General features: G+C 53.0%; 32 protein-coding genes and 1 pseudogene. All 33 read left to right on the forward strand.

Annotated features, from left to right (window positions below; genetic code table 11):
* The first annotated feature begins 44 nt into the window (after positions 1-44).
* Entirely contained in the window at positions 45-1,274 is a 1,230-nt protein-coding gene (locus ACOMDU_RS12690) for a tyrosine-type recombinase/integrase (RefSeq protein WP_421130570.1), read from the forward strand.
* Complete coding sequence (locus tag ACOMDU_RS12695; protein ID WP_421130571.1) at positions 1,267-2,244, forward strand: tyrosine-type recombinase/integrase; 978 nt, start codon at positions 1,267-1,269, stop codon at positions 2,242-2,244. The genes ACOMDU_RS12690 and ACOMDU_RS12695 overlap by 8 nt, the downstream gene beginning before the upstream one ends.
* Complete coding sequence (locus ACOMDU_RS12700; protein WP_421130572.1) at positions 2,241-3,257, forward strand: tyrosine-type recombinase/integrase; 1,017 nt, start codon at positions 2,241-2,243, stop codon at positions 3,255-3,257. Before ACOMDU_RS12695 ends, ACOMDU_RS12700 begins: the two co-directional genes overlap by 4 nt.
* A 20-nt stretch (positions 3,258-3,277) precedes the next feature.
* Entirely contained in the window at positions 3,278-3,979 is a 702-nt protein-coding gene (locus ACOMDU_RS12705) for a hypothetical protein (RefSeq protein WP_421130573.1), read from the forward strand.
* Between the two features lies 1 nt (position 3,980).
* Positions 3,981-4,952, forward strand: a complete 972-nt coding sequence (locus tag ACOMDU_RS12710; protein ID WP_243126142.1) for a DUF4314 domain-containing protein — start codon at positions 3,981-3,983, stop codon at positions 4,950-4,952.
* A gap of 11 nt (positions 4,953-4,963) precedes the next feature.
* A complete protein-coding gene (locus ACOMDU_RS12715) occupies positions 4,964-6,208 on the forward strand; it encodes a hypothetical protein (RefSeq protein WP_243126144.1) in 1,245 nt (414 codons plus the stop codon).
* A gap of 1 nt (position 6,209) precedes the next feature.
* Entirely contained in the window at positions 6,210-7,259 is a 1,050-nt protein-coding gene (locus tag ACOMDU_RS12720) for a hypothetical protein (protein WP_119979848.1), read from the forward strand.
* A gap of 81 nt (positions 7,260-7,340) precedes the next feature.
* A complete protein-coding gene (locus ACOMDU_RS12725; protein WP_119979849.1) occupies positions 7,341-7,625 on the forward strand; it encodes a hypothetical protein in 285 nt (94 codons plus the stop codon).
* Positions 7,626-7,726: 101 nt separating this feature from the next.
* Entirely contained in the window at positions 7,727-8,059 is a 333-nt protein-coding gene (locus ACOMDU_RS12730) for a hypothetical protein (protein WP_119979850.1), read from the forward strand.
* A gap of 8 nt (positions 8,060-8,067) precedes the next feature.
* Positions 8,068-8,916 (forward strand): DNA adenine methylase, encoded by an 849-nt coding sequence (locus ACOMDU_RS12735; protein WP_119979851.1) that lies wholly within the window; start codon positions 8,068-8,070, stop codon positions 8,914-8,916.
* Positions 8,897-9,301: a hypothetical protein gene (locus ACOMDU_RS12740; RefSeq protein ID WP_119979852.1), complete on the forward strand. Its 405-nt coding sequence runs from the start codon at positions 8,897-8,899 to the stop codon at positions 9,299-9,301. The genes ACOMDU_RS12735 and ACOMDU_RS12740 overlap by 20 nt, the downstream gene beginning before the upstream one ends.
* A gap of 13 nt (positions 9,302-9,314) precedes the next feature.
* A complete protein-coding gene (locus ACOMDU_RS12745) occupies positions 9,315-9,818 on the forward strand; it encodes a hypothetical protein (protein WP_243126148.1) in 504 nt (167 codons plus the stop codon).
* Entirely contained in the window at positions 9,808-10,545 is a 738-nt protein-coding gene (locus ACOMDU_RS12750) for a DUF3849 domain-containing protein (RefSeq protein WP_119979853.1), read from the forward strand. The genes ACOMDU_RS12745 and ACOMDU_RS12750 overlap by 11 nt, the downstream gene beginning before the upstream one ends.
* A gap of 15 nt (positions 10,546-10,560) precedes the next feature.
* The gene (locus tag ACOMDU_RS12755; RefSeq protein ID WP_165860621.1) at positions 10,561-11,442 is read left to right on the forward strand and encodes a YodL domain-containing protein; all 882 of its coding nucleotides are present in this window, start codon (positions 10,561-10,563) and stop codon (positions 11,440-11,442) included.
* Positions 11,443-11,520: 78 nt separating this feature from the next.
* Entirely contained in the window at positions 11,521-11,718 is a 198-nt protein-coding gene (locus ACOMDU_RS12760; protein ID WP_069432259.1) for a DUF6133 family protein, read from the forward strand.
* Positions 11,719-11,747: 29 nt separating this feature from the next.
* The gene (locus ACOMDU_RS12765; protein ID WP_119979854.1) at positions 11,748-12,158 is read left to right on the forward strand and encodes a SpoVG family protein; all 411 of its coding nucleotides are present in this window, start codon (positions 11,748-11,750) and stop codon (positions 12,156-12,158) included.
* A 57-nt stretch (positions 12,159-12,215) separates the two neighbouring features.
* The gene (locus ACOMDU_RS12770) at positions 12,216-12,413 is read left to right on the forward strand and encodes a DUF6133 family protein (RefSeq protein ID WP_333559096.1); all 198 of its coding nucleotides are present in this window, start codon (positions 12,216-12,218) and stop codon (positions 12,411-12,413) included.
* Positions 12,403-12,930, forward strand: a complete 528-nt coding sequence (locus ACOMDU_RS12775) for a prepilin peptidase (RefSeq protein ID WP_243126151.1) — start codon at positions 12,403-12,405, stop codon at positions 12,928-12,930. Before ACOMDU_RS12770 ends, ACOMDU_RS12775 begins: the two co-directional genes overlap by 11 nt.
* On the forward strand, positions 12,927-13,049 hold the full coding sequence (locus tag ACOMDU_RS12780) for a hypothetical protein (RefSeq protein WP_270774919.1): 123 nt from the start codon (positions 12,927-12,929) through the stop codon (positions 13,047-13,049). Before ACOMDU_RS12775 ends, ACOMDU_RS12780 begins: the two co-directional genes overlap by 4 nt.
* Before the next feature lie 62 nt (positions 13,050-13,111).
* Complete coding sequence (gene cpaB, locus ACOMDU_RS12785; protein ID WP_119979857.1) at positions 13,112-13,951, forward strand: Flp pilus assembly protein CpaB; 840 nt, start codon at positions 13,112-13,114, stop codon at positions 13,949-13,951.
* Positions 13,951-14,763 (forward strand): CpaE/TadZ family protein, encoded by an 813-nt coding sequence (locus tag ACOMDU_RS12790; RefSeq protein WP_119979858.1) that lies wholly within the window; start codon positions 13,951-13,953, stop codon positions 14,761-14,763. Before cpaB ends, ACOMDU_RS12790 begins: the two co-directional genes overlap by 1 nt.
* Positions 14,757-16,421, forward strand: coding sequence for a CpaF/VirB11 family protein (locus ACOMDU_RS12795; protein WP_119980017.1), 1,665 nt, complete (start codon positions 14,757-14,759; stop codon positions 16,419-16,421). The genes ACOMDU_RS12790 and ACOMDU_RS12795 overlap by 7 nt, the downstream gene beginning before the upstream one ends.
* Positions 16,418-17,347, forward strand: coding sequence for a type II secretion system F family protein (locus ACOMDU_RS12800; protein ID WP_119979859.1), 930 nt, complete (start codon positions 16,418-16,420; stop codon positions 17,345-17,347). The genes ACOMDU_RS12795 and ACOMDU_RS12800 overlap by 4 nt, the downstream gene beginning before the upstream one ends.
* Before the next feature lie 5 nt (positions 17,348-17,352).
* Positions 17,353-18,225, forward strand: a complete 873-nt coding sequence (locus ACOMDU_RS12805) for a secretion protein F (protein ID WP_119979860.1) — start codon at positions 17,353-17,355, stop codon at positions 18,223-18,225.
* 14 nt (positions 18,226-18,239) lie between these two features.
* Positions 18,240-18,899 carry a hypothetical protein gene (locus tag ACOMDU_RS12810; RefSeq protein ID WP_243126153.1) on the forward strand — a complete coding sequence of 220 codons (660 nt, stop codon included), beginning with the start codon at positions 18,240-18,242 and terminating at the stop codon, positions 18,897-18,899.
* Positions 18,896-19,291, forward strand: coding sequence for a DUF4320 family protein (locus tag ACOMDU_RS12815; protein ID WP_416339386.1), 396 nt, complete (start codon positions 18,896-18,898; stop codon positions 19,289-19,291). Before ACOMDU_RS12810 ends, ACOMDU_RS12815 begins: the two co-directional genes overlap by 4 nt.
* Positions 19,288-19,833, forward strand: coding sequence for a hypothetical protein (locus ACOMDU_RS12820; RefSeq protein ID WP_119979862.1), 546 nt, complete (start codon positions 19,288-19,290; stop codon positions 19,831-19,833). Before ACOMDU_RS12815 ends, ACOMDU_RS12820 begins: the two co-directional genes overlap by 4 nt.
* Positions 19,834-19,951: 118 nt before the next feature.
* Entirely contained in the window at positions 19,952-20,500 is a 549-nt protein-coding gene (locus ACOMDU_RS12825; protein ID WP_119979863.1) for a DUF6550 family protein, read from the forward strand.
* A gap of 63 nt (positions 20,501-20,563) precedes the next feature.
* Complete coding sequence (locus ACOMDU_RS12830) at positions 20,564-22,252, forward strand: DUF8193 domain-containing protein (RefSeq protein WP_119979864.1); 1,689 nt, start codon at positions 20,564-20,566, stop codon at positions 22,250-22,252.
* Positions 22,253-22,375: 123 nt separating this feature from the next.
* Positions 22,376-22,717, forward strand: coding sequence for a DUF3852 domain-containing protein (locus tag ACOMDU_RS12835; protein WP_119979865.1), 342 nt, complete (start codon positions 22,376-22,378; stop codon positions 22,715-22,717).
* A 60-nt stretch (positions 22,718-22,777) separates the two neighbouring features.
* Positions 22,778-23,206, forward strand: a complete 429-nt coding sequence (locus ACOMDU_RS12840; protein WP_119979866.1) for a hypothetical protein — start codon at positions 22,778-22,780, stop codon at positions 23,204-23,206.
* A gap of 113 nt (positions 23,207-23,319) precedes the next feature.
* Positions 23,320-24,222, forward strand: coding sequence for a conjugal transfer protein TrbL family protein (locus ACOMDU_RS12845; protein WP_119979867.1), 903 nt, complete (start codon positions 23,320-23,322; stop codon positions 24,220-24,222).
* A gap of 105 nt (positions 24,223-24,327) precedes the next feature.
* Positions 24,328-24,546, forward strand: a pseudogene (locus ACOMDU_RS12850) (DNA cytosine methyltransferase); the annotation flags it as partial.
* Positions 24,547-24,738: the final 192 nt, after the last annotated feature.

Genomic DNA, 24,738 nt, shown 5'->3' on the forward strand with positions numbered 1-24,738 from the left:
AAATAGTCGCTGATACAGTAAAATTTTCAAAGGAGTGATGCAGTATGAAGCAAGCTTGCTCATTAGAATCAATGGTTGATGCCGTACTGTCTGAAATGAAAAGACGGGGCAATGCAAAAAATACCATCGAACGGCATGAAAGGGCATACTCACAATTTTACGAGTATGCCCTAACACAAGGCGAAAACAGCTATTCAAAAGTTCTGGCGAGATCTTTTTTAGAGGAAAAGGAAAAACTATCAGCCTACCGAGGACCTCGTTTCATGGAGCAGTATAGGATTGCGCTGAATAAACTGGACGATATTGCCAAAGGTCAAGATATCCGTTTGAGGCATTTGGAAAACGGCTATCACTTGAAATCGTCTTGCTTTGACTGGGTAATTCCGTTCTTTGAGGAACGGCTTAAACGGCGGCTAAAGAACACATATGATGTTAGGACTCGGCTGCGTATATTGTCACTGTTTCTCTCATTTATTGAGACACAAAACGCGAAAAAGTTGGAGGATATCAGTATTAATCATATAGCTGCTGCGTTTGAAGCGTCCACAGACCAGAACCACTTTCGCAGTACAATCCGCGAGTTCCTTAGCTTTGCTGCGGAAAATGGGTGGATGCCCACTAATCTGAGTTGTTTTGTTCCAAAAATTCGACGTCATAGAGGCGTACCTACCGTTTACAGTACAGATGATATTGAAACCTGTTTGGCATCTATCGACCGTACTACGCAGAGTGGCAAACGTACATATGCAGTATTACTTATTTGCGCCAGGCTGGGACTGAGGAACACTGATGCCTGCGAATTGAAGTTCTCTGATATAGATTGGGTCAAGAAGACAATCTCCATTGTCCAGATGAAGACTGGCATCCCACTCGTACTGCCGCTCTTACCAGAAATTGAAGACGCAATAAATCGGTACATTGCAGCCCGCCCTCAAAGTGACCTTTCTTTTATCTTTTTGCGTCATAAAGCTCCGTATTATCCTCTGCGCAACTCGACGCTGGATTACGAGTTGCGGAAACTCTTAGAGGAGAATGGGATCAATACAGATGGGAAAAAGAAAGGCGCACATACCTTGCGCTCCAGCCTTGCCAGTTCACTTTTAAAAGAAGGCATTCACTATCCTGTTATTCAGAAAGCACTGGGGCATAGCAGCCCTAACGCAACTAAGTACTATACCAAAATCGATATCTCCCGTTTGAGAGATTGCGCATTGGAAGTGCCTCCACCTTCTGGAAACTTTGAACGGCTTATAAAGGAGTCTGGACATGCGTAAGAAAAAAACTTTTGAATATACCAGCTACTTTGCAGCAGAGTTTAATGGTTTTCTGCAATATAGAATTTCTGGCGGCAGCAACGGTCTTGAGGAACGACGCGTATTAAAAAGTCTGGATGACTATTTGATACAAAGTGGAATGGTGAAAAAGAAACTGGATGGAATTATCGTAGATGCATGGATTAATTCTTTGAATGTTGGTGGAAACACAAAAGCGCATTATGTCAGTGTTTACCGGCAATTTGCACACTACCTCACCGGATTGGGTTATAAAGCGTATATCCCACCACCTTTACAAATAAAACGCAACTATACTCCGTATGTTTTCACATCCGAGGAAATGAAACGATTATTTGAGGCATGCGACAATATTCCCGCGAGACGCAGTTTGACAAAAGCAGAAGTTTGGCTCCCGGTTATGGTTAGGATGCTTTATGGTTGCGGTTTGAGGGTTGGCGAAGCAGTTTCTCTCCAAAATAAAGATATTGACTGGACAGAGGGAACTCTTTTAATCAGGGCTGCCAAAGGAAACAAAGACCGGTTGGTTCCCATGAGTAACTCGCTGATTGATGTTTGCCGTACATATCATAGTATTGCGCATCCATTTCCTAATTCCGAGGATTTCTTTTTTTATAATCACAAAAAACAACCTCTTTCAACTCTTACCCCCTATATTTGGTTAAGGAGGGCTCTTGAAATTGCCGGTATTGACCGTCATCCGTACCCTAAACAGTTGAGGGGTGTCTGTGTCCACTGTCTTCGGCATACATTTGCGGTACACACATTACAGTTACAGAGCAAACGAGGAATAGATCGTTTCTATTCCGTACCAATTCTTTCAACTTATATGGGGCATACAGATATTTATGGAACGGAATTGTATCTTCGCCTCACGCCCGAATGTTACGAACACATAGTGGATTGTGCGGAAAAAGATACGGGTGACATATTCCCGGAGGTACTACCATGAAAACAACGTCATTTTCTCAACGCCTTGGGACGTATTTTGATGAGTATCTTCCTAATGTTCGCAACTATAGCCCTAACACGATTGCCTCGTACCAAGATACTTTCCGCCTTCTGCTGGAGTATATGGCGGAACAGCAGCACATAAAACCATACTTGCTGGACTACAAACACTTTTCCGACAAGGTGATCTTATCCTTCTTGAATTGGTTGGAAACCCACCGTAACTGCAGTCCCTCAACCCGAAACCAAAGGCTTTCGGCTATTTCCGCTTTTTTCAAATATGCTTCTCAGCGCAGTATCTCCGCATTAAAGATTTGCTCCAATATAGCAAGTATTCCTCCGAAAAAGACTCCTCGCCATATTTTTTCATACTTTTCCGTGGAGGAATTGAGAGTCCTGCTGCAAATGCCAGACCCCAGAAAACCTCTGGAACGACGGGACATCGTACTGCTGAGTCTTTTATACGACAGTGGAGCCAGGGCACAGGAGTTATGCGGCATACGAGTTGGAGACATTCGATTTAGCAATCCCGCAAGTGTGCTTTTGCACGGTAAAGGCGGCAAAAGCCGTGTTGTACCTCTTATGAACCGGCCCACAAGGATTCTTCAGCAGTTCATTGCTGAGCGCAAATTCGGAACTGCAGAAAAAGATGCTCCTTTATTTTTAAATCAGCGCGGCGAACCAATTACCCCAGCCTGTATCCGAAACGTTATTTGCAAATACATTTCCAGAGCAAAGAACATACGCCCGGATTTATTCAATGAATCTTCGTATTCACCGCACAGTTTTAGACATAGCAAAGCAGTTCATTTGCTGGAGGCTGGCACAGAATTAGTTTACATTCGCGACTTTTTAGGACATGTCTCTGTCCAAACGACAGAAATATACGCCACAGTAAGTCAATCCATGCTGAATAGTGTCCTCCGCAACAGAAGTATACCCAAGGTGTTGAATGTGGATTTGAATGAAATCTCCCACGATGCGATCCCGGATTATTTGAGAAAGAAAAAATAAATATTATGTGAGGTGTTTTTATGAAAAAATCCCTTATTTCAAGTCATTCCGCCTACCACCGCCCTCGTGACAAACTCGTCACATATTACCTGTACTGCTACGATTTGCACCAGCAGGAACTGGCCCAGCATAGGCGGATCATTGGCAAGGCAACCTTCACCAACGGAGATCAAAAAGAATTCACCAGTGCGCGGGAGTATCTGCAGATGATTTGGGAGGAACTGCCGGATCGAAATATCACTGGCTTCCGGTTTGAAACATTGACGGATGATCCGGAGGTCAAAAAGGCGGTGGATGATATTCTGCTGGATTTTGGCGGTGAGGGCAATCCTCGCCGCACCTGTAACTATGGACTGGCAGAGGAGGGCAAGCGCCAGCTTCAAGCCGCTGCCGAACCAGGCGTCCCACATCAGTATGAGTGGTTTGTCATCACTGAAATCAATACCCCAAAGGAGCAGCACTGCCAGGAGCTGACACTTGAGGATGCCATTCAGACCTACGAGGACAGCCCCCAACCGGAAAAGCGGCTGGGTGTCACTAAGAATGGTATCGCTACAGTGGATCTTGTATGCACCTGCGAGGGTGAGCAGCGGTTCTTCGAGGACTACAAGAAGCTGGCCAGTTTTCGAGAGGATCCAGTCATTGCCACTGCTGTGGAAAGAATCCATGAGAAACTGGGGCAGGATGCGCCCTGCCAGGAAATGCAGATGGGAGGTATGTAAATTGTCCATTCCGAAAGAATGGCTGGCTTTTCTGCGGGAGCAGTACCCTGCAGGGAGCCGAATCAAGCTCAGAGAGATGAAAGATCCCTATCACCCGGTGCCGCCCGGTACCACGGGTACGCTGGAAAGCATCGATGATATCGGGCAATTTCATGTGAAGTGGGACAATGGCAGTGGTCTGGCTCTGGTCATGGGAGAGGACAGCTTCACTGTCCTGCCGCCTGAACCCACCATCATGAAGCTGTATATGCCCCTCACCGCAGACTTCTATGAGCGGAACGAATGGGGTGACATCGAGGACTACAGCACAGAATTGGAGGGCGGCAGTCTCCGTAATTACGAAGGCCAGATCCTCAAGGCCCTCATCGGCAACCGGATGCCGGAGGAAGCGGAAAGCGGCATCATGCACTGGTATGATGTAGACGATGAGGTCAACAGAAAGGTGCGCTCCGTGGTATTCACGGTAGAGGAGCATGACCGGAAACTCTGGGGTGTGGCAGAATGCCGTGTGATTGGGGAACTTTCCACCCATGAACTGGATGCTCTCAAGGAGTACATCGCCGGTCAGGCTTCGGATGGCTGGGGTGAAGGCTTTGAGCAGCATGAGATTTCTGTGGACGGCGGAGAGCTCTATGTTCATCTGTGGAACAGCGATCACTGGAGCATCCAGACAGAGCAGGAACTGTTTGCCCCCAAAATCGCAGAAGGACTTCCCGAGTTGTGCTTCTCGACCCTTGCCTCCACTGGCCAGCTCATCTGCGTCAAGCGGGGCGAGAACGGCTACTACCCTTCGGACTGGGACACCGGTGATAAGGAGCGGAATGTGGAGCTGGCAGATGAGCTGAATGAGAACCTGGGCGTCAGCCCCGTCCAGCGTCAGGCCATGGAGGTGGGCAGTATGTGCGGTTGGGATGTCCCTGGCGCAGATCCCAAAGCCGATGAGCAAGAGCCGATGGGCATGAGGCTCAGTTAGGAGGTGTCGAATTGGATTATCAGAAAAAAGCGTTTGAGGTTGAGATCAGCAACGGCGGACCCAGAGGATATGAAACTGCTATCACACTGAAGCTTCCTGCAACCTGGGCAGAGTTTCATGATGCGCTCCAAAAGGCACGGATCCCCGATGGCCGGAATTGCGGCATTGAGCTGACCCGAAGCTGGTGGGCCGGCCTCTCCTCCGACCTCATCGGCGGCGCCAAAAATCTCTATGAACTGAACCTCTTCGCAAGGCGGCTGACCATGCTGACCAGTGTGGAACTGCTTTCCATGGATGGCCTGCTGAAAATGGAACAGGCCCAGGGCACAAAATCCATTCCGCTTCCCAGGCTTATCAACCTTACATTCAATGCAGACTGCCATATCGTCCCCGATGTTTTCAATGATGAAAGCTTGGGGGCGTTTCTGTATGAAAACGAGATGCTCACGAAAGAGGTCGAGTGCCTGCTGGACACCACCGAACCGGGCAGCGGCTATCGTGGGCGTCTTCTGGAGGTCTTTGGGGAAGAACATCGCCAGGCCATCGGCGGTGTATTTACCAGCTGCGGCTATATGGAACCAAGCGGAGAGGCGTTTGAGGAAGTGTATCGGCCTGGTCAGATGGCTTACTTTGACCGGTCAGGTTCCCCGGTGGTGCTGGAAGTGACCATGGGCTGTTTTGATGACCCGGCGTATGACAGCGATAAAAGCGCATTCCTGAATCTTCCGGCTATCGGAAACGCCATAGGACAGGCCATTGATAAGGTGGGGGCCAGCTCCGAGAAGGAGTGCGGGTTCCAGTGCGTGGAATGCCTGATCCCCTCCCTTCGGGAGATGATTGACGACGCAATAGCAGATGCAGGAGGGCTTGCCCCTGCGGAAAAAATAGCCGCCCTGCTCAAACAGAAGCAGCGTATTTGGAATGAGGACGCCATTATAAAATATAAGGCGATTCTGGAAGCAAGCGGCTGTTCTGGCTTGCAGGATGCCATTCGATTGATGGAGGATCTGGATCAATATGAGCTCCGTCCAGATGTGGCTCAACCATGGAGTTATGCGGAGCTGGTTCTGCGGGAGAAATACCCGGATCTGCCGGAAGCCCTTTTCCAGACGGGTCAGTCAGCGGAGATCGGCAGAGAGCTTCTGGAGGATAGGAATGGGGTCATCACAGGATACGGACTAATCCGCAGACTGGACGGTCAGCCCATTCAGTCTCTCCATGAAGCCCCGGAGCAGAACGGAATGGAGATGATTTGATATGGCAGAAGAACAGGCACTTGTTCAATTGATGGATACACTGGACGGACTGGAACTGACCAAATCCGAATACGAGTGGCTGGAACAGCGGTTTGCCGCCATGACGGAAAAGGAGCAGTTCCTGTTCCGCGGTGCGATGAAGCTGGAGAAGCCTGAAACAGCCAGCGGAGCCATCAGTATTGCCAGTCAGCTTCACTGTTATGAGCTGTTTTACAGCGCCGGGGACGAGGACGCTCTGGGTCAGTTTGTCATGAAGCATCTGGAGCAGGTTCCGGATGTTGCCCGTCCCTATCTCTCTCCCGCCTATGTTGGGCAGATGTTCCAGCAGGAAGGAGCCTCCGGCGTGTTTTGCGAAGGCCATTATATCCGGCGCAGTGCTGCCCCAGAACATCAACCGGATAAAAACCTCTCAGAACTCCCCACAACCGGCGAATACGCCATCCGTATCAAGCTGGCCAGCCGCTCCAATATGGAGGGCGTCTGGATAGGGTTCCCCGACGCCGGGGAATACACGGATCCCAATTATCCGGATGAACTGCTTTTGGGCCTGGACGCAATGCAGGCAGAGAGTCTCAGCGAGTGCATCGCTTTGGAGGTGGACTGCTGTCTGCCCCAGCTGATGGATATCCTTTCCCAGTATGACTCAGCCAGTGAACTTGTGCGCCATGCCATTGACTTTGGACATGTATGGGCAGAACAGGGCCAGGGTGAGGCGTACTGGATGGATAAATGGCAGGCTGTTCTGGAGCTGGAGGACTGCCACCGGCTGGATCAGGCATTGGACTTTTCCCAAAACCTTCAGCACTTTGCCTTCATACCCCGTGGGGTCGAGCTTGGCAGATTTGGCTTCGAGCTGGCGGTCAAGAGCCAGGTTATTGACCGGAACAGCTTTCTGGCCAAATGCTTTGATGGAAAGAGCTATGCCGAATGGTATATCCAAAAGCATGGTCTGAGCGCCACCGACCACGGCTATGTTGCCTGGAATGGAGGGGAACTCCATTACGAATACAGTGATTTGGGCGGATCGCCGATGACAGCCCAGACAATGTGAAGGCGGCATTTTTGTTGGATTTTGGTATCGCTATTCCATAAAGCGTGTGATAGTGTTGCGGAGCAAAAGGAGGTGCTTCCAATGGATGAGCGAAAAGAGATCCTGCAGGATACCATAGACCGCCTCATCGAAACCGCTTTGCAGGAGCTGGATCAGAAGCTGCCTGAAGCTGGCGGGGAGGCTGCTCTCTCCCACATCAGCGACCAGCTCCGACAGGACGCACAGCTGGATGAGCAGCACCGCAAACTGATGCTGGATTATATCCGGCAATTGAATCAGGTGACTCACTGCCAGTGCAGACACCTCTACTGTCAGGGAGCGTTGGACTGTGTCCTGCTTCTGCGAGGGCTGGGGGTGATCCGGTAACAACAGAATAAGAAAACACAGGGGCCGTTTTTCCGCAAGGGATAACGGCCCCTGCTTTTTTGCGCCCTTTTTCGGAAAAACGCCCCGGAAAGGAGGCATCCATGCAGAAGGAACTGCTTGCGGAGCATCTGAAGCGATACCATCCGTGTGCTTTGTGCGCCGCAACCAGCCGGGAATTGGAACGGACCTTTTCCATCAAGGGCACAGAGCTTCGGCAGCTTGTCAATCAGCTGCGCCGGGCCGGGATCCCGATTGCCAGCAACTCCAGCGGCTATTTTTATGCCGCCACCGAGCAGGAGGTACGGGCAACCATTGGACATCTGACCCGCAGGATCAGCGGTATCGCCGCCGCCATCCACGGCCTGAACCGCTCCCTGGAACAGTTTGACACCGACCAGACCCGCCTGCCCCTGAAGGGGGGTGATGGCAACTGAACAGCTTCATGTCCTGGATCGGCGGCAAAAAGGCCCTGCGGGAGCTGATCGTGAGTCTGTTTCCAATATACTACGAGCGATACATCGAAGTCTTCGGCGGGGGTGGCTGGGTTCTCTTTCACAAACCACCCGGTAATGATTTCGAGGTCTATAACGATTTCAACGGGCTGCTGGTCAACCTCTACCGCTGTGTCAGGGAAAAACCGGAAGAACTCATGGAGGCCCTGCGGTTTGTGCTGAATGCAAGGGAGGATTTCGATGCTGTCCGGGCGGCGCTGGCACGGGACAGCCCCGCAAGTGATGTCCAGCGGGCTGCATGGTTCTATCAGCTGATCCGTTATTCCTATGCTTCGGGATTGACCAGCTTCGGCAGCCAGCCCCACGATATCCGGTCTAATTTCCCTCTAATTGAACAAGCCCATCGCAGGCTGGCGAAGGTCGTTATTGAGAACAAGGACTTCGAAAGGCTGATTCGCCAATATGACCGCCCTGTGAGCTTTTTCTATCTCGACCCGCCCTACCATGCCACAGAAGGGTATTACCAGAATATCGGTGAAAATGGATTCACCGAGGCCGATCACATCCGTTTGAGGGACACCCTCCTCTCCATCCAGGGAAAGTTCCTGCTGTCCTACAATGACGATGCTTTTGTGCGGGGGCTGTACGACCAGCCGGGAATTTTTCTGATGGAAACCACTCGCATCAACAACATCAAGCAGCGGTACGACAATGGGTGCCAGTTCCCGGAGTTGATCATCGCCAACTATGATCCGCAGGAGAGGAACCGGACAATGCCCTCCCAAATGACCCTCTTTGACGGAAATGGGGGTGATTTGCTTGAACGAACATCAAAATGAGCTGGAGAAGCTCCAAAAGGCGGCCCTGCTGATTGAGGAAATGAGTATGGGCCGTTTGAAGGTCTGCCCCAGTACGGTGGGCCATGTATATATCCGTCCGGAGAGCGACGCCTATATCGGGCTGCAGATGCAGATAACGCCCGAATCCACTCCGGGACGATATGCGGTTACATTCACTGCCTTTCCACGCAGGATGGGTCTTGAGCTGGATGCTTCCGGCCTGCGCCGGCTGATGACAGAGGTCAACCAGTCCTACGCACTTCTGACCGCATTGGAAATGCAGAAATATCATCCCACCCAGTCGGAACTGGAGCAATTCAGAGAATCCATGATCGAGCAGCAGGAGCCGGAGCAGCCGCTCCCATTCCTGAACCCAAAGCTATAAGGAGGAATGCAATTTGAAGTTTGTAAAAGAAGTGACCGGAGAAAAGATGGCCATTCCTGCCGCCGCACTCAAGCTCTGCGGGTTTGAAAACGGGGATAAAGCGGAACTCCATGCACTGCCCAGTGCCGCCATTATCCTCAAGCAAAAGATGACCGCTATGGAGGTAATCCGGGCTATGGACGCCCTGCACCAGCTGACCGTGGACCTTAGCGTGCATCTGGCCAGAGCCAGCGGACCTTGCGACGGCTGTGATGGCGACTGTCCCTTTGACGGTCTGGATGGACAGGAGATCGCTCTGCCCGACTATCTGCGGGAGGAGGCTGGAATCCCGGAGAATGCAAAGCTCTGCGCCTACGTAGATGAGGATGAGAATACCGTCACCATCGCAGAAGCTGGATATGACCATGATCTGCGGGATGTGCCGCCTTATCTGCTGGAGATGCTTGCCGCCAGTGGGATCTGCATTGGAGAACTGGAGGAGCGCCTTATGCTGGAGGATACCGTTTATGGAGCATGAAATCTTCCTCTACCCCTACTCCAAGGCAGAGGCCGGAAGGCGTGGGGAGTTGGACAGGTGGGAGGAGAGCTTCCGGGCAAATGTTTCCTGCGCCAGAGAGATTGAGGCGGCTATTCGCGGTTATTCCAATGTCGATGGAATACTTCAGCCGGGGGCTGCCCAAAGCATTTTGAATCAATGGGGCTTCAAACGGACCAATTTCGTCCTTGCCAATACACTCCAACAGTTGGGTCCTATCAAGGATCGGCTCAGCGAGGCGAACCGGAACTGGCAGTGTGGGGCATATATCCCACAGGATGGCACAAACCGGTACTTTGCAGTAGACACCGCTTTGATCTGCATGGACCAGTTCATCGGTCAGGTCCGGGATGCGTATAAGCAGTTGGAGCTGCTGGGGTCTGAGCACTGTGAAACCGGTTCCTATGAAAAGCTGGACTATGAGGGCCGGGTCCTGATCCTTTCCCCGAACACCCTCAAGGAAAGTTATTGGAACCAGCGAAACCAGCTCTGGCTGGCCCATGACGGCTTCGGCTGTACTCCTGGCGCCATCGGGCGCAGTATCCGCTGCACCTGTCTGGGTGATGGAGAGGAAACTCGCTGGAATCGGACAGATTTCATTGGTGTGCTGAAGGAGGAATGCCTCCCCCAATGGGCGGCAGAGGCCCTGAGTAAGCTGATTGAGGACAAGGAGCAATCCCATACCCAAGGAGGGATGACGATGCAGTAAAGGAGGAATGCCGCCATGCGGAGTGTAGAAATTAGGAATGGCCGCCTGTTCTATTATGGCAGCGCAGTGGGCTATCTGGAGGGGGATGGCATCACAGCAGACCCCATGTTCCGCCGTGAGGATTTGGAAAGGTGGCTGGAGCGTAAAAATCTGCCGGTCCGCTGGGTGGATGGAGTGTACGACCGGCTGGCCAGCGGGGGGCCCATTCAAAACGCCCGGCCCCTCAAGTCCCTGCGGATTTGGCAACTCAAGCCAGATACCCCCATCGAAATGCGCTTCATTGGGCTGGAGCGAATGGCCAGAGAATTCGATGGCCCCAACCCAAGCCAATATCGCATTGCTTATGATGGGCAGGCTGAGAGCCAGGAGCTGGAAGACATCTGGAACAAGTTCTGCCGCAGGACCCTGCCCGGAGGAGAGCGCCCGCTTGCCATCTCAGATGTGATCGAGCTTTATGATACTGATGAAAGCGCATTCTACTATGTGGACAAGCGGGAGATTGTCCACGTGGACTTCACTCCAGCCCTCCGGGAAAATGTGACCACACCAGAGCCGTCCAGAAAGGATGGATCAGATCAAAGACTGTTTCAAAAGCTGGAACAGGAGTACCTTGCTTATTTGGAACCGCTGCGCTCCGCCGCCCCATCGGAGCTTCTGGAAAAGGCTGGCGAGATTGCCGATACACAGGCAGTGTATCGCTGCCTGTGTGAAAACACTGGCCTGTCAACAGAACAGAAGGAAAAGCTGGCCACATTGGAACAGCCACTCCAGGCCATCCGGGATCGCTGGCGCCAGACGCATCCTACCCCAGAGCCGGAGCTGCTGGAGGCTTGTGAGGCGCTTACAACCTCACAGCAGCAGTCTGAGGAAACACCCGCGCTTTCCATGACCCTATGATTCCAGGGCAGCCGTGGGCTGTCCATTTTTTATAAGGAGGAACGCTACATGAAGTATCTGAAAAACGCTGTCCATTCCATGAAAGAGCTGCCTGTTTCTCTCCGCGCCGCCCTGTCCAATCGCAGCGGAGAGGGTTATGTGGACACCGCCGTGAAGATTCTGATGGCGGTAGTCATCGGTGCTCTGGTGCTGGCTGGGCTGTACGCCCTGTTTGACGACACCGTTATGCCCACCCTGACCCGGCGCATCCAGGAGATGTTTAACTACGCCGGCTGATCCCGGCCAGAAAAAGAAAGGAGCAGCGTATGTCGAAAACCGTACAGAAGTCTGGCGCCCAGCCTGCTGTCCGGCAGGACAGCCACGCCGTCTATCCCACTCATTACGCAGTGAAAATCCACTCCCTGCGCCTGGAGGGAAGCTGCCGTGCCACCGCCTCGGTCAACATCAACGGCTGCTTTGCCGTCCGAGGCATCAAGGTCATGGACAGCTCCAAGGGGCTGTTTGTCTCCATGCCCAGCTACAGGGCTGGAAACGGCGAGTACAAGGATATCTGTTTTTCCTGCACAAAAGAGGCCAGGATGGAGTTTGATTCGGCTGTTCTGGATGCCTACCAGCAGGCTCTTGTGCAGGCCCAGGCCCAGAGCCAGAGAGGTCTGGAAGCTCCAGACCCTACCCAGGGGCCGGCGTATGATGCCAGCCCTGCCGTGAATATGTGACCGCAGAATAAGGAGGAAAATACCATGAAGAATCGGATGAATAAGCTGGCAGGCAAGATGAACAGCATAATGATCCATGCCCATGCTGCCCTGGAGGACAGCAGAGGTGAGGGCTATGTGGATACTGCTGTGAAGATCCTGATGGCGGTGGTCATCGGCGCTCTGGTGCTGGCTGGCCTGTATGCGCTGTTTGGCGATGTGGTCATGCCCACCCTGACGGAGCGAATCCAGGAGATGTTTGATTATGCCGGATAATCCTCTATGGATGTTCCGGCCATTCCTCTCACCCGCGCCGCTGCCACTGGAAGTCATCTCACAACTGCAGGAACCAATGAAAGCCCTCCAAATGTGGCTGTTTTTCTCCCTGCTTTTGGTTGGTGCCATCTTCGACTGCCAGAAACGCCTGATCCCAAATACAATCTGTGCCCTGATTACCATAGTGGGGCTGCTGGTCTTTCATCCGGCCCAGTTGATGGGCCCGCTGGCGGCCTTGCCTCTGTTGGCTGCGGCTATGCATAAGCCCGGTTCCATAGGCGGCGGTGACATCAAGTTCACCGCCGCCTCCGGCTTTGTACTGGGAATCACGGCCGGCTCGTGGGGCATGGCGCTTGGCCTTACCCTTGCCGCACTGTTTTATGCAATCAACTGGAGCACACAGAAGTTCCGCAGAAGAAAGTGCGCGGCGCCCAGCCAGACAGCTTTGCCTCTGGCGCCGTTTCTTTCCCTTGGATTTGCTATCATTTACATTTTGAATTATGGAGGAACGCTATGAAGAAGCTGAATAAAACGGTCATTCTCACCATCACCGGCATTGCCTTGCCCTTGGGGGCTGCCGCTATCCTGATTTCCGGGCTGCGTAAGCGCCGCCGCTGCAAGTGGACCAGCGCCTGACCGGGCGGGCATTCTTTCCGCCATTCCCATAACAAATCATGACTGAGGAGGACCTGCCAATTATGAGTCTGTTCAAAAATCGAACCGTTGTCGGCGTTATCTGCATCCTGCTCTCTCTGGTAATCTGCTTTGGTATGACGCCTCTTTTCAATAGGAGTGTCAGCCAGAAAGAACAGATCATCCGGGTAACTCAGCCCATTCTGGCTGGTGAGGAGATCACTGCCGATATGGTGCAGACTGTAGAAGTAGGCGGCTATAACCTGCCTGAAAATGTAATCCGCCTGAAGGAAAATGCCGTGGGAAAGTTTGCCACCGCTGACCTGGTTGCGGGCGACTATATCATCAACACCAAGGTATCTGACGAACCTGCCGCTGACAACGCCTACCTGTACAATCTGGATGGAAGCCAGCAGGCCATGTCCATCACCATCAAGAGTTTTGCCACTGGTCTGTCCGGCAAGCTGCAGAGCGGAGATATTGTTTCCGTGGTGGCTCCGGATTTCAAAAAACAGGGCCAGACCGTTATTCCACCCGAACTTAAATATGTAGAGGTCATCGGTGTCACTGCCTCCTCCGGATATGACGCCAATACCGGCGAGGCACCCTCCGAAGAAGATGAGCGGGAGCTGCCCTCCACAGTGACACTGCTGGTTTCCCCAGAGCAGAGCCGCGTGCTGGCGGAGCTGGAGGCTGACGGCAAGCTGCACCTGACCTTGGTCTATCGCGGGTCCCGTGAAAATGCCGACCGGTTCCTGGCGGTACAGAATGAGGTGATTGCCACGCTGTATCCCCCTGAGCCTGCCGGAGAGGACTCCTCCAGCGACAGTGCGCAGCCTGACACTACAGAAACGGAGGATACAGAGGCTCCGGCTGGATCTACAGATGAAAGCGAGGCTTCCTGATGCTGAATTTTAAGAAAAACGGTATTTTCTCCCGCTCTACCAGCGAGGAAACCACAGCCCCGGAACTTCAGGGGGGCGGCGTAGTTGCCGTCTGGGGCAGCCCCGGCAGCGGCAAGACCACCATGGCGGTGAAGATGGCCAAATATCTGGCAGACAAAAAGAGAAATGTTGTCCTGCTCCTGTGTGATATGACCGCCCCCATGCTGCCCTGTATCTGCCCGGCATCGGAACTGGAGTGTGAGCGGTCGCTGGGAAGCGTACTGGCCGCTGCCCATGTGACCGAAAATCTGGTCAAGAATAATCTCGTCACCCACAAAAGGCTGGGGTACCTGACCATTCTGGGGATGCTCAAGGGCGAAAACGAGTACACCTATCCTCCCTATGGTGAGGCGCAGGCCAGAGAACTCATTGATTGCTTGCGTGAAGTCGCCCCCTATGTGGTGATCGACTGCGGCAGCTACATTGCCAATGACATCCTCTCCGCTGTGGCGCTGATGGAGGCAGACTCCGTCTTGCGGCTGGCCAATGCGGACCTCAAGAGCATCAGCTATCTCTCCAGCCAGCTTCCTCTGCTGAAAGACGCCAAGTGGGATACGGATAAACAGTACAAAATCGCGGCCAATGTGAAGCCCCAACAGGCCGGGGAGCAGATCGGGCAGGCGCTGGGCAATGTGGCCTTCACATTGTCCCACTCAGAGGAATTGGAGGCCCAGTTCCTCGCAGGAATCCTTCTCTCTGACCTGACTATGAAGGAGAGCAGAGGCTTTCGCAAGGAAATCGAGCAGGTATGCCGGGAGGTATTTTCATGTTAGGACAGAAGCGAAACGATTCTCTGTTTGGTTCCGGCAACCGCACCATTGAGGCCCCGCAGCCTGTTTTGGAGGAGCAGGAGGCTGCTTTGGAGGGAGCTCCTCTGGATGAGGCGGTTCAGCCGCCCTCTGAGGCCCAGACCCCGGCGACAGCATTCACCGATGCAGATGACCTGCCCCGGCGTACCATCGCCACGGAAGCCGCTGCTGGCCAGAGGGGCCACTCCCTGTTCTTCACACCGGAGAATGAGAGCAGGGATTTCAGTTCTGTGCTGCAGGATGTTCAGGAATATATCTCCGGCAAATATTCCACCCTCATCACAGATGGCGTGGGAGCGGATACCAAGGAGCAAATCAAGCGATACATCAGCAAATATGTCCAGGATCGGCGCATTGCCGTCAGGGATTTGTCCGGGGAACAGCTGGTGGATGCCCTCTACACCGAGATGGCCGAGTTTGGCTTTCTCACCAAGTACATCTTCGGCTCTGGTATTGAGGAGATCAATATCAATTCCTGGCGTGATATTGAAGTTTTGTATTCCAGCGGCCAGATGGTCAAGCTGGAGGAACACTTTGACAGTCCCGACCATGCCATCAATGTGATCCGCAGGATGCTCCATGTTTCGGGTATGGTGCTGGACAACGCCAGCCCCGCCGTACTGGGCCACCTCTCCAAAAATATCCGTATCGCCGTACTCAAGACTCCGCTGGTGGATGAGGATGTGGGAGTCTGCGCCTCTATCCGAATCGTCAACCCGCAGAATATGCAGAAGGAGGATTTCGTCCGGGGCGGCACTGCCACAGGCCCTATGCTGGACTTCCTTTCCGCCTGCCTGCGGTATGGCGTCTCGGTCTGTGTGGCGGGGGCAACCGGCTCTGGAAAAACCACGGTGGCCGGTTGGCTGCTCACCACGATTCCCGACCATAAGCGCATCTTCACCATTGAAAATGGCTCCCGTGAGCTGGACCTGGTGCGGGAGAAAAATGGCCGGGTCACCAACAGTGTCATTCACACCATCACCCGTGAGTCAGAGAATGCCAAGCAGAGCGTGGACCAGGATATGCTGCTGGACATGGCCCTGCGGTATCATCCTGACATTATCTGTGTGGGTGAGATGCGTTCAGCAGAGGCATACGCAGCGCAGGAAGCAGCCCGCACCGGTCACGGTGTACTGACCACCATCCACTCCAACAGCTCGCAGGCCACCTGGCGGCGTATGGTCACCCTGTGCAAGAGAAAGCATGAGATGGCTGATGATACTCTTATGGATCTGGTCACCGAGGCGTTTCCTGTGACGGTATTTGCCAAACAGCTGGAGGACAAATCCAGAAAGATCATGGAAATCATGGAGTGTGAAACCCTCCCGGATGGCTCCCGCCAATACAATACCCTCTATCGGTTCCGGATCACGGAAAACCGGCTGGAGGATGGGAAGTTCCACATTGATGGCGTCCACGAAGCAGTGTCTCCAATCTCTGAGAGCCTGCAAAAACGGTTTGTGGAGAACGGGATGCCTCAGCAGGAGCTGGACCGGCTGATGGATAGTTTTGAGCAGAAGGCGCCCGCTGAGTCCAGCCCCCACGCTGAAGGCAGCGCAGCAGCACAGACCGTAACCGCCACCGACGAAAATACGCTCCAGGAAGGAGGCAAAACTGTATGACCAGTATCCAACTGTTCGCCTGCATCGGCATGGTCACAGGCTTTTTTATCCTGCTGCGCCTGTCGCCGATGGAATTCACCGACGGAGTGTTCCGCAGCCTGACCAGCCGGCCCAAGAGCCTCAAGGATGAGATTAACGAACTCACCCATCGCAAAAAGAAATCATTCCTGCGCCGTGAGATTGCCGACACCCAGAACATCCTCAAAATGACCGGGCGTGAGCCTAAGTTTCCAGCCATTTGCGCCATGTCCCTCCTGCTTTTTGTAGTGGGGGCCTCTGCCGCCATTATGATGGGGAACTTCTTTCTTGTCCCGGTGATGGCTGTGGGTATGATGTTCGTACCGTTCTGGTTCATCAAGCTGACAGCTTCCTACTACAAGAAGAACATTGCCGCCGAGCTGGAAACAGCTCTATCCATCATTACCACAGCCTATCTGCGCAACGAGGACATCCAGACGGCGGTAGAGGAAAACCTGGAGTACCTGAACCCACCTGTAAAAAGCGTGTTTGCCGAGTTTCTGGCCCGAATCCAACTGGTGGACCCGGATGTAGATGCCGCCCTGCAGGACATGGGTACCAAAATCGACAATGCGGTGTTTCGGGAATGGGTGGCGGCACTTCTGGCCTGCCAGCACGATCGCGGCCTTAAAACAATTCTCACGCCCATTGTGGCAAAGCTCTCCGACATGCGCATCGTCAACGGCGAGCTGGAAAACATGGTGTTTGAACCCCGCAAGGAATTCATCATCATGCAGGTGCTGGTGGTCGGAAATATCCCCTTGCTCTATTTTTTGAACAGGGACTGGTTCAACACGCTGATGCATACTGCCATGGGCCAAATCATCCTGGCGGTCTGTGCCGGGGTGATTTTCGTTTCTACGGCATTTGTTATCAAGCTGACACAGCCCATTGAATACCGGAGGTGACAGACATGGCTGTTTTGATTTTCGTATTCGGCGCTCTGTTGGCTCTGGGCCTGTTCTTCATTGCGGCGGATTTTCTGAAGCTCCCGCGCCTCGCCACCCAGAGGGCCATGCTTTCTGTTGGCCGCCAGGAAAAAAAGCAGGCCAGGAGCATGGAAGCCTTCCTGATGGGCTGGGCTGTCAAGCTGGCCCCCCACATCCACATGGATGAATATAAGAGAAGCCGACTTAAAAACACCTTGAATGCCGCAGGCATGGGGATGACTCCTGAAGTTTACTCGTCCTTTGCCATCCTGAAGGCAGCTGTTATCCTGCTGGGCGTTATCCCATGCCTGCTGGTACTGCCCTTGTTGGCGCCTGTGATTTTGTTTCTGGGTATTGCCGTTTATTTCAAGGAGATTAGACGGGCAGATGAAAGGTTGAGTGAAAAACGGGGCGAGGTGGAGGCCGAGCTGCCCCGGTTTGTGGCCACTATCACTCAGGAGTTGGCCGCCAGCCGGGATGTGCTGAGCATGGTGGAGTCCTATAAGCGCAATGCAGGCCCGACCTTTGCCGCAGAGCTGGACATTCTCACCGCAGATATGCGCTCCGGCTCTTATGAGGCCGCGCTGACCCGGTTTGAGGCGAGGTTCAATTCACCCCTCCTATCGGATGTTATCCGGGGACTGATCGGCGTACTGCGGGGCGACAACGGCGTCGCCTACTTCCAGATGCTCAGTCATGACATGAAACAGCTGGAGCTTCAAAGGCTGAAAGCCCAGGCCATGAAGATCCCGCCCAAGATCCGGGTGTTCTCGTTCCTGATGCTGATGTGTTTTCTGATGACCTATCTGGCCATCATTGTCTATGAGATCATCACTTCCCTGGGCGGGATGTTTTAGAGAGGAGGATGCCTGTGGACTACCACAAGGAACTGAAAAAGAAACTGTCGGCCAGCTATGAACGGCAGGTCAAGCAGTGGATGGCGTCCGATCCCGCCCAACTCATTGCGGCGGCGGAAGATATCGCCGCCATCCGCTTCATCCATGAAAACCTGGTTGATACGATTAGTGATGAAGACGCTTCCTTCCTTCTGACTCTGGATGACCCCCTTTGGGATGTGAGCAGCAAATGGGTTGAGGAGAACGGATCTGACATGGTACATGACGATGATATCCATCACTGTATCTGGTCATTGTGGGAAGAATGCACGGACGGCCAGACACAAAAAGAAGATGGTATTTACCAGCTGATCAGCAACGCGGAAAATGAGATGAAAGAATATGCTCACAAGGTAAAACAGCTGTCTGCTGATAAAATTTATCAGCACTCTGCAGAAACCGCAGCCAAAGAAAATTTGCTCTGCTCTATTATTCATGACAGCTATGACCTGGACGATGCGGACTTGGCCAAAATCCTTCAACAGGAGGAACCGCTGGATACACTGTATCAGTTTCTTCTGGGCGGAAAAACCGACCTGTCATCGGAAAGCTCCATTTCAAGCATTTTGAATGAATATAATGCTCAATGTCAGGAGGAAACCGCAACCATGGACACGGGGGTGACGCTGTGCTGAAAAAGATCCTTAGATCAAAGCGCGGCGAGGGATATCTGGATGTGTGTATCCTTGTCCTCTGCGCTATGCTGGTCATTGCGCTGGCGGTGCGGGTCTTCCCGGTATTTGTTGCCAAACAGCAGCTGGACACCTTTGCCACCGAGCTGATCCGTGAGGCGGAGATCGCCGGGCGGGTAGGCTCTGAAACCGACCGGCGGGAACAAGCACTGCGGGAGCAGACTGGGCTTAACCCCGATATTTCATGGAGCCGTACCGGGCGTATTCAGCTCAACCAAGAGGTGGCCGTTACAGTCACCTATGAAACCAACATTGGCCTGTTCAGCGGCTTTGGGAGCTTTCCCATTACACTTCGGGCGGATGCTACAGGGAAATCGGAGGTGTATTGGAAATGACCAGGCTGCGAGAAATCCTGCGGGACCGAAAAGGAAACGGCTTCCCATTGGCCATCGCCATCACACTGGCGCTGGTCATCATCTTCTGCGGCATCAGCGAGTACATCCGCCTTCTGATCATAGCCCAGGGGGTGCGAGACGCAATGCAGACTGCGGTGATCTCCACCGTCAATGACAACTATGACGATGTGTATCATGGTGTCCGGGAAGGCTACTCTGGGGGGTATCAGCCGATGGCCGGAGATTTTGAGGAATCTCTGGACTATGGTGATATTTATGGTAGACTGGAGGAGGTACTGGGCCTGAGCTATCAGGGTGGGACCCGTGTCAAATTTACCGAAGACGGTAAAACCGAGTTTCGGGTGTGGGGACTGGATGTGGATATTGAAAACGCACCTCTGGCTGGCGGGGACAGGGCCGGAAACCGGTTCGTTGCCAATTGCGAAATCGAACTGGAGGTACCTGTTTCCTTTGGAGGCAGACTGCTTCCAGCCATGCGGATCACCGTGGCTACCAGTGCCGGTTATACGCCGAGGTTTTAGCAGTTTTCAAAAAGTTTTCTATTGTCCCCATAGACTTCTGAAACCTCTTGTGGTAGGGTGTGCCTTGAACAAGGAAGTTCTCCACAAGAGGCTTTGGTAAAACAAGGAGGTATCAACCATGAAAAATGCGACCAAGAAATGGCTGATTGTGGCGGGAGGTCTGGCCGCCTGCGCTGCTCTGGTGTTCATCATAGCTGGTCAGTTTGAAAAGAAGCCAGTCAATGACACCCTGCCTCCCCCCAGCAGCTCCTCCCAGGGCGGTGTGATGGTAGATGAGCCGGACAGCAGCATTAGTCCAGAAAAGGATGATCCGGAGATTACGGTGAAGCCTGAGACCCCGGATACTTCATCCACCCCTGAAACCGGGAACAGCGGCAGCGGGGCCGTGGCCTCGGGCACCGAGCAGACGATCCAGGGGGATCCAGAAAAACCGGAATATGATGATGAGGCACTGAAGGATCCGACTCAAAAGCCGGATGGGACCCCGGTAGAGGGAAAGCCAGATGCGGAAGATCATGATACGGTGGAACCGCCTCCTCCGCCCCCGTCCACCAACACCAGCGGTGGCCTTCCTGGTTTTGATAATGTTCCAAATGGCGGTGCCAATCATGTAACCGAAGCAGATGATATGTACGAGAATGGAAATAAAATCGGCATCATGGGCTGATCTCCAGCCTATCAAAAAGCACGGCGGTCGCCGTGCTTTTTGCTTTGCCGGAAAGGAGGATGCATGAAACGAATCTGGAGCATTCTGCTTACGATAACCGTGGCACTCACGCTGCTATGTCCCATGACCGCCTATGCCGCCACTGGCGAGGGCAATATTGACGGTGGTGGCGGTAACTTGGGGGACGCCACCAGCCACGGCAGCTGGAATCCGGGCAACGAAGGCGTTCGGGTGACCATTGTCCGGTCCGATGACCATGCAGTGGTATCTACTCCTATTGATTTGACAAACAGGGCGCCAGCTGCCTCGATCTATCATTTTGGGAAGGTCAGCAAGCTTCAATATACCAACGGGGCTGCATTATCCCCTGTGCAGGGAAGCTATACCTGCATTAAACCAACTCAAGCCGTTCCACGAATTATTAGCACTAATGGCCGAAATAACATCGAAGCCATTAAAAGTTACTTTACGGATGAGCAGGTGATTCGGGCTATTGCCAATTATAGTGGCATGGACTTCGATACTCTCATAGGCGGGGAGTATAAGATCCTTCTGGAACCCATTGCTTATTATAAGTTTGAGGGAGTCATGATAGCCACTACTGCGACCGAAGCGGTCCTCTATGATGAAATCGTGGGAGGCCAGCTCCGCTATTGGATGGGGTCGCTGACCGCCAAAAACCTTCCGCTGTCCATGTTCCTGGAAACGCCGGATCTTGGCTATCCGGCATGGTCCGGAGCGACCAACAAAAACGCCTCCAATGCGGATATCAAGTCTTCGCTGGGGCTTGGTATCGTGCGGTTCGAGGAGCAGCCGGAGGATCCCGTCATCACCATCTATGACTACGAATACCGGGTCAACACCGAGGTTATCACTGCGGTGGATGTAAGCGGCGGCCAAAGCGACCCGGATAACCCTGCCCGTGTGACCTTTACCATCGATGGCCGGGACTATCATGTGGACAATGTCTATTATCCGGAGGGGGATTCCCAGCTGGCATGGGTGCGCTGGACGACACCGGACACTCCCCAGGATATGGTCATCACGGTCCGGGTGTCCGGCCCTGGAAACGCACAAGGGACGATCAACTGCAAAATCGTAGGCCTGGACCAGAACCCCCCTCCCAATCCAGTGGCAGATGACCGGAACGACTCCTTCACTCCTTCATCCATCCCCAGCCGGGAGCAAAAAACCTCCAACTACTGGACGATCTGGCGTCCCTGGTGGTATGAGTATTGGGTATGGCATGGGGATGATGAGGATGGCTATTGGTGTGATCACGGCTGGTGGGAGTTTGATCTGGACCGTTATAGTGCCAGCCTTTCCGCCACCATGCGCATCACACCAGACAATAAGAATCCCACTGCTGGCAGCCGAAGCATGAAATCAGGATACGGGGTCAATCAGCTGGTCACCGCCGATGTGAGCAGCACCCAGAGTTCAGCCACCACTCCGGCCCAGAATGCAGTCAGCTACTTCTCTGAGTTCAACTATGAGATGTTCTGGAGATTGCTGGAGCGGATGGACGGCGGCTACAATACCCGATTTGAGTTTCAGAAAAACGAGTACAGTACCTACCGGGGCCGCACACATTTTACCCCTATCTGGTATCCGAATGGCTCGTATACTGTGAACACCTGGCTCATCGACTGCTGGACGCCAGCCGGAATGCTGTCCATGAACCTAAGCGACTCACTCACGATCCGGGGCAGTCTCTGGGATGACTGGCACATCGCCCCACTGGAACCGTAACAGACCAAGATAAATCACTGAAAAGACAGGCCGTGGGATCTCCTTCTTGCCGCCTGCATAGAAATCAAGCCGCGGGGACGATCTCTGCGGTTCTTTCTTTTCGCAAAAAGAAAGGCGGTTTATATGAAAAAGTGCAAGAAACTCCTTGGCGTTCTCCTGACTGTTTTCCTGCTGACCTGCCTGTTCAGCACCACGGCCCTTGCTGCGGGAACCGGTGATGTAGCGGGAGCCATCGAGGGAACCTGGTCGGATGCCTCTGAGCAGATCAAGCAGGTGGTAGACAATGTGGTTTTCCCGGTCATCGACCTGATCCTGGCTGTATTCTTCTTTGGAAAGCTGGGAATGGCTTATTTTGATTACCGCAAGCATGGCCAGTTTGAATGGACAGCTCCCGCCATTCTCTTTGCCTGTCTTGTGTTTACACTGACTGCTCCGCTGTATATCTGGACGATTCTGGGAATGTAAGCTGAACCTTGGCCGGAAAACTCAATATAGACCTTGACAGTGCGAAAGGAGTGTATGTCAATGAACTTTTTTGAGCAGGAGCTGCGGAAAATCATAGGCCAGTCCACTGCGGCCGCTGATGCTTCCTATGTGGGACGGTCCTGTTTTGTCAGGCTCAACCCTGACCTGCGGGCAAAGCTGACCTTTATCACTATGGGGATCACCTCTCACTATGAGGCACTGAAGATGACGATCCTCAACCGGAAAGAGGGAGAGGTGGACAATACAGTCCTCCGGTTCTCTGACTTGCTGGGAAAAAAGCAGGTGATGAACCCCAACTTCAAAAGCGGGATCTTCCCTTATATCTGGGATGACCACGGCAACCCCATGTGGTATGTCTACCAGCTGAAACAGGAGGACTACCAGCTGCTTGCGGAAAGCGTGGATGAATACCTGCAGGTGTTCCAGTCCCCAAACTTTGCAGAGCCCCCCGGACAGCAGATGTACTAATCAGCCAGAAAAGAAAATCATCACAGGGCCGAGCTGGACACATGGCCCTGCTTTTCTTTTGGCCATTGATAGAAATACAGCTCGCCTTCAACTGAAAGGGGTGAGAAAACCAGATGTTTATATGGGATTTTGTGCTGGGCGACATTATGGATCAGGTCATCGACTGGGTCTATGCCCAGCTTGTAGGCTTCTTTGGGAATTTTTTCTCCCAAATGGGCAATATGGGCGTTGAACTGTTTGAAATGAGCTGGGTACAGTCCATCGTCCTCTTTTTTTCTTATTTGGCCTGGGCGCTTTATGCCGTGGGGCTGGTGGTGGCTGTATTCGAGTGCGGTATAGAGTATCAGACCGGCCGGGCCAGCGTAAAGGACACTGCTCTGGGCGCTATCAAAGGCTTTATGGCTGTCGGCTGCTTTACACTTGTTCCGGTGGAACTGTATAAGCTGGCGGTCGACCTACAGGCCGGTCTCACCAACGGGCTTACCGGATATGGGAGCATCGATGCCCTTGCAACGGGGATCACGGATGCCCTGAGTGCCGGAAATGTTGGCAGTATCGATGCCTCCGGTGTCTTCGGTGGGCTGACCTCTGTGATTACCAGCCCCATCATGGCTCTATTTTTGATCATCATGATGGGGTATGCCATCGTCAAATGCTTTTTCAGCAACTTAAAGCGCGGCGGTATCCTGCTGATCCAAATTGCTGTGGGGTCGCTCTATATGTTTTCCATCCCCCGCGGATACACGGATGGGTTTATACAGTGGTGCAAGCAAATCATCGGTTTGTGCCTGACCACCTTCCTGCAGGCAACGATTCTGACCGCCGGCCTGTTGGTGCTGAAAGACCACGCCCTGCTGGGACTTGGCCTCATGCTCTCAGCCGGCGAGGTTCCAAGGATCTGCGGAGCCTTTGGCCTGGATACCTCTACCCGCGCCAACATTATGTCGGCCGTTTATGCAGCGCAGACAGCAATCAATACCACCCGTACAGTAATCCAAACTGTAGCGGCCAAGTAGTCAAATGCAGCCTCACAATTCAGAAAAGGAGAACCGTATGAAAAACAAGACATTGGAAACAAGTTTGAAACCCGGCGCCATTCAGACATCCGCCTTTAAAAAAAGCTAACTCTTGGGAGCCTCTTCGATGGGATCGGCGGGTTTCCCCTGGCAGGCCTTCACAATGGCATTGAGCCGGTATGGGCCAGTGAAATCGAAACATTCCCCATAGAGGTGACCAGGGAACGGTTTCCCGATATGCTCCATGTCGGGGACATCACAAAACTGAACGGCAATGAACTGCCCCCGGTGGATATCATCACCGGGGGTTCGCCATGTCAGGATTATGCCGAGAAAATAGTTATTCCGAAGTAATCGCTGCAAACCCTGTAGTACAAGGCGTTACCAGCAAAAACTTCGGAATAACATAATCGGCATATATAGAACAATAGGATTAGAGCAGACCAGATAACTTCAAAATCATTTCCTCGTTATCAGCCCAAATCTCATCCGGTACGGGCTTGGTTCCGCGGACAG

It is taken from the genome of Vescimonas sanitatis (assembly GCF_049060325.1).
Lineage (GTDB): Bacteria > Bacillota > Clostridia > Oscillospirales > Oscillospiraceae > Vescimonas > Vescimonas sanitatis.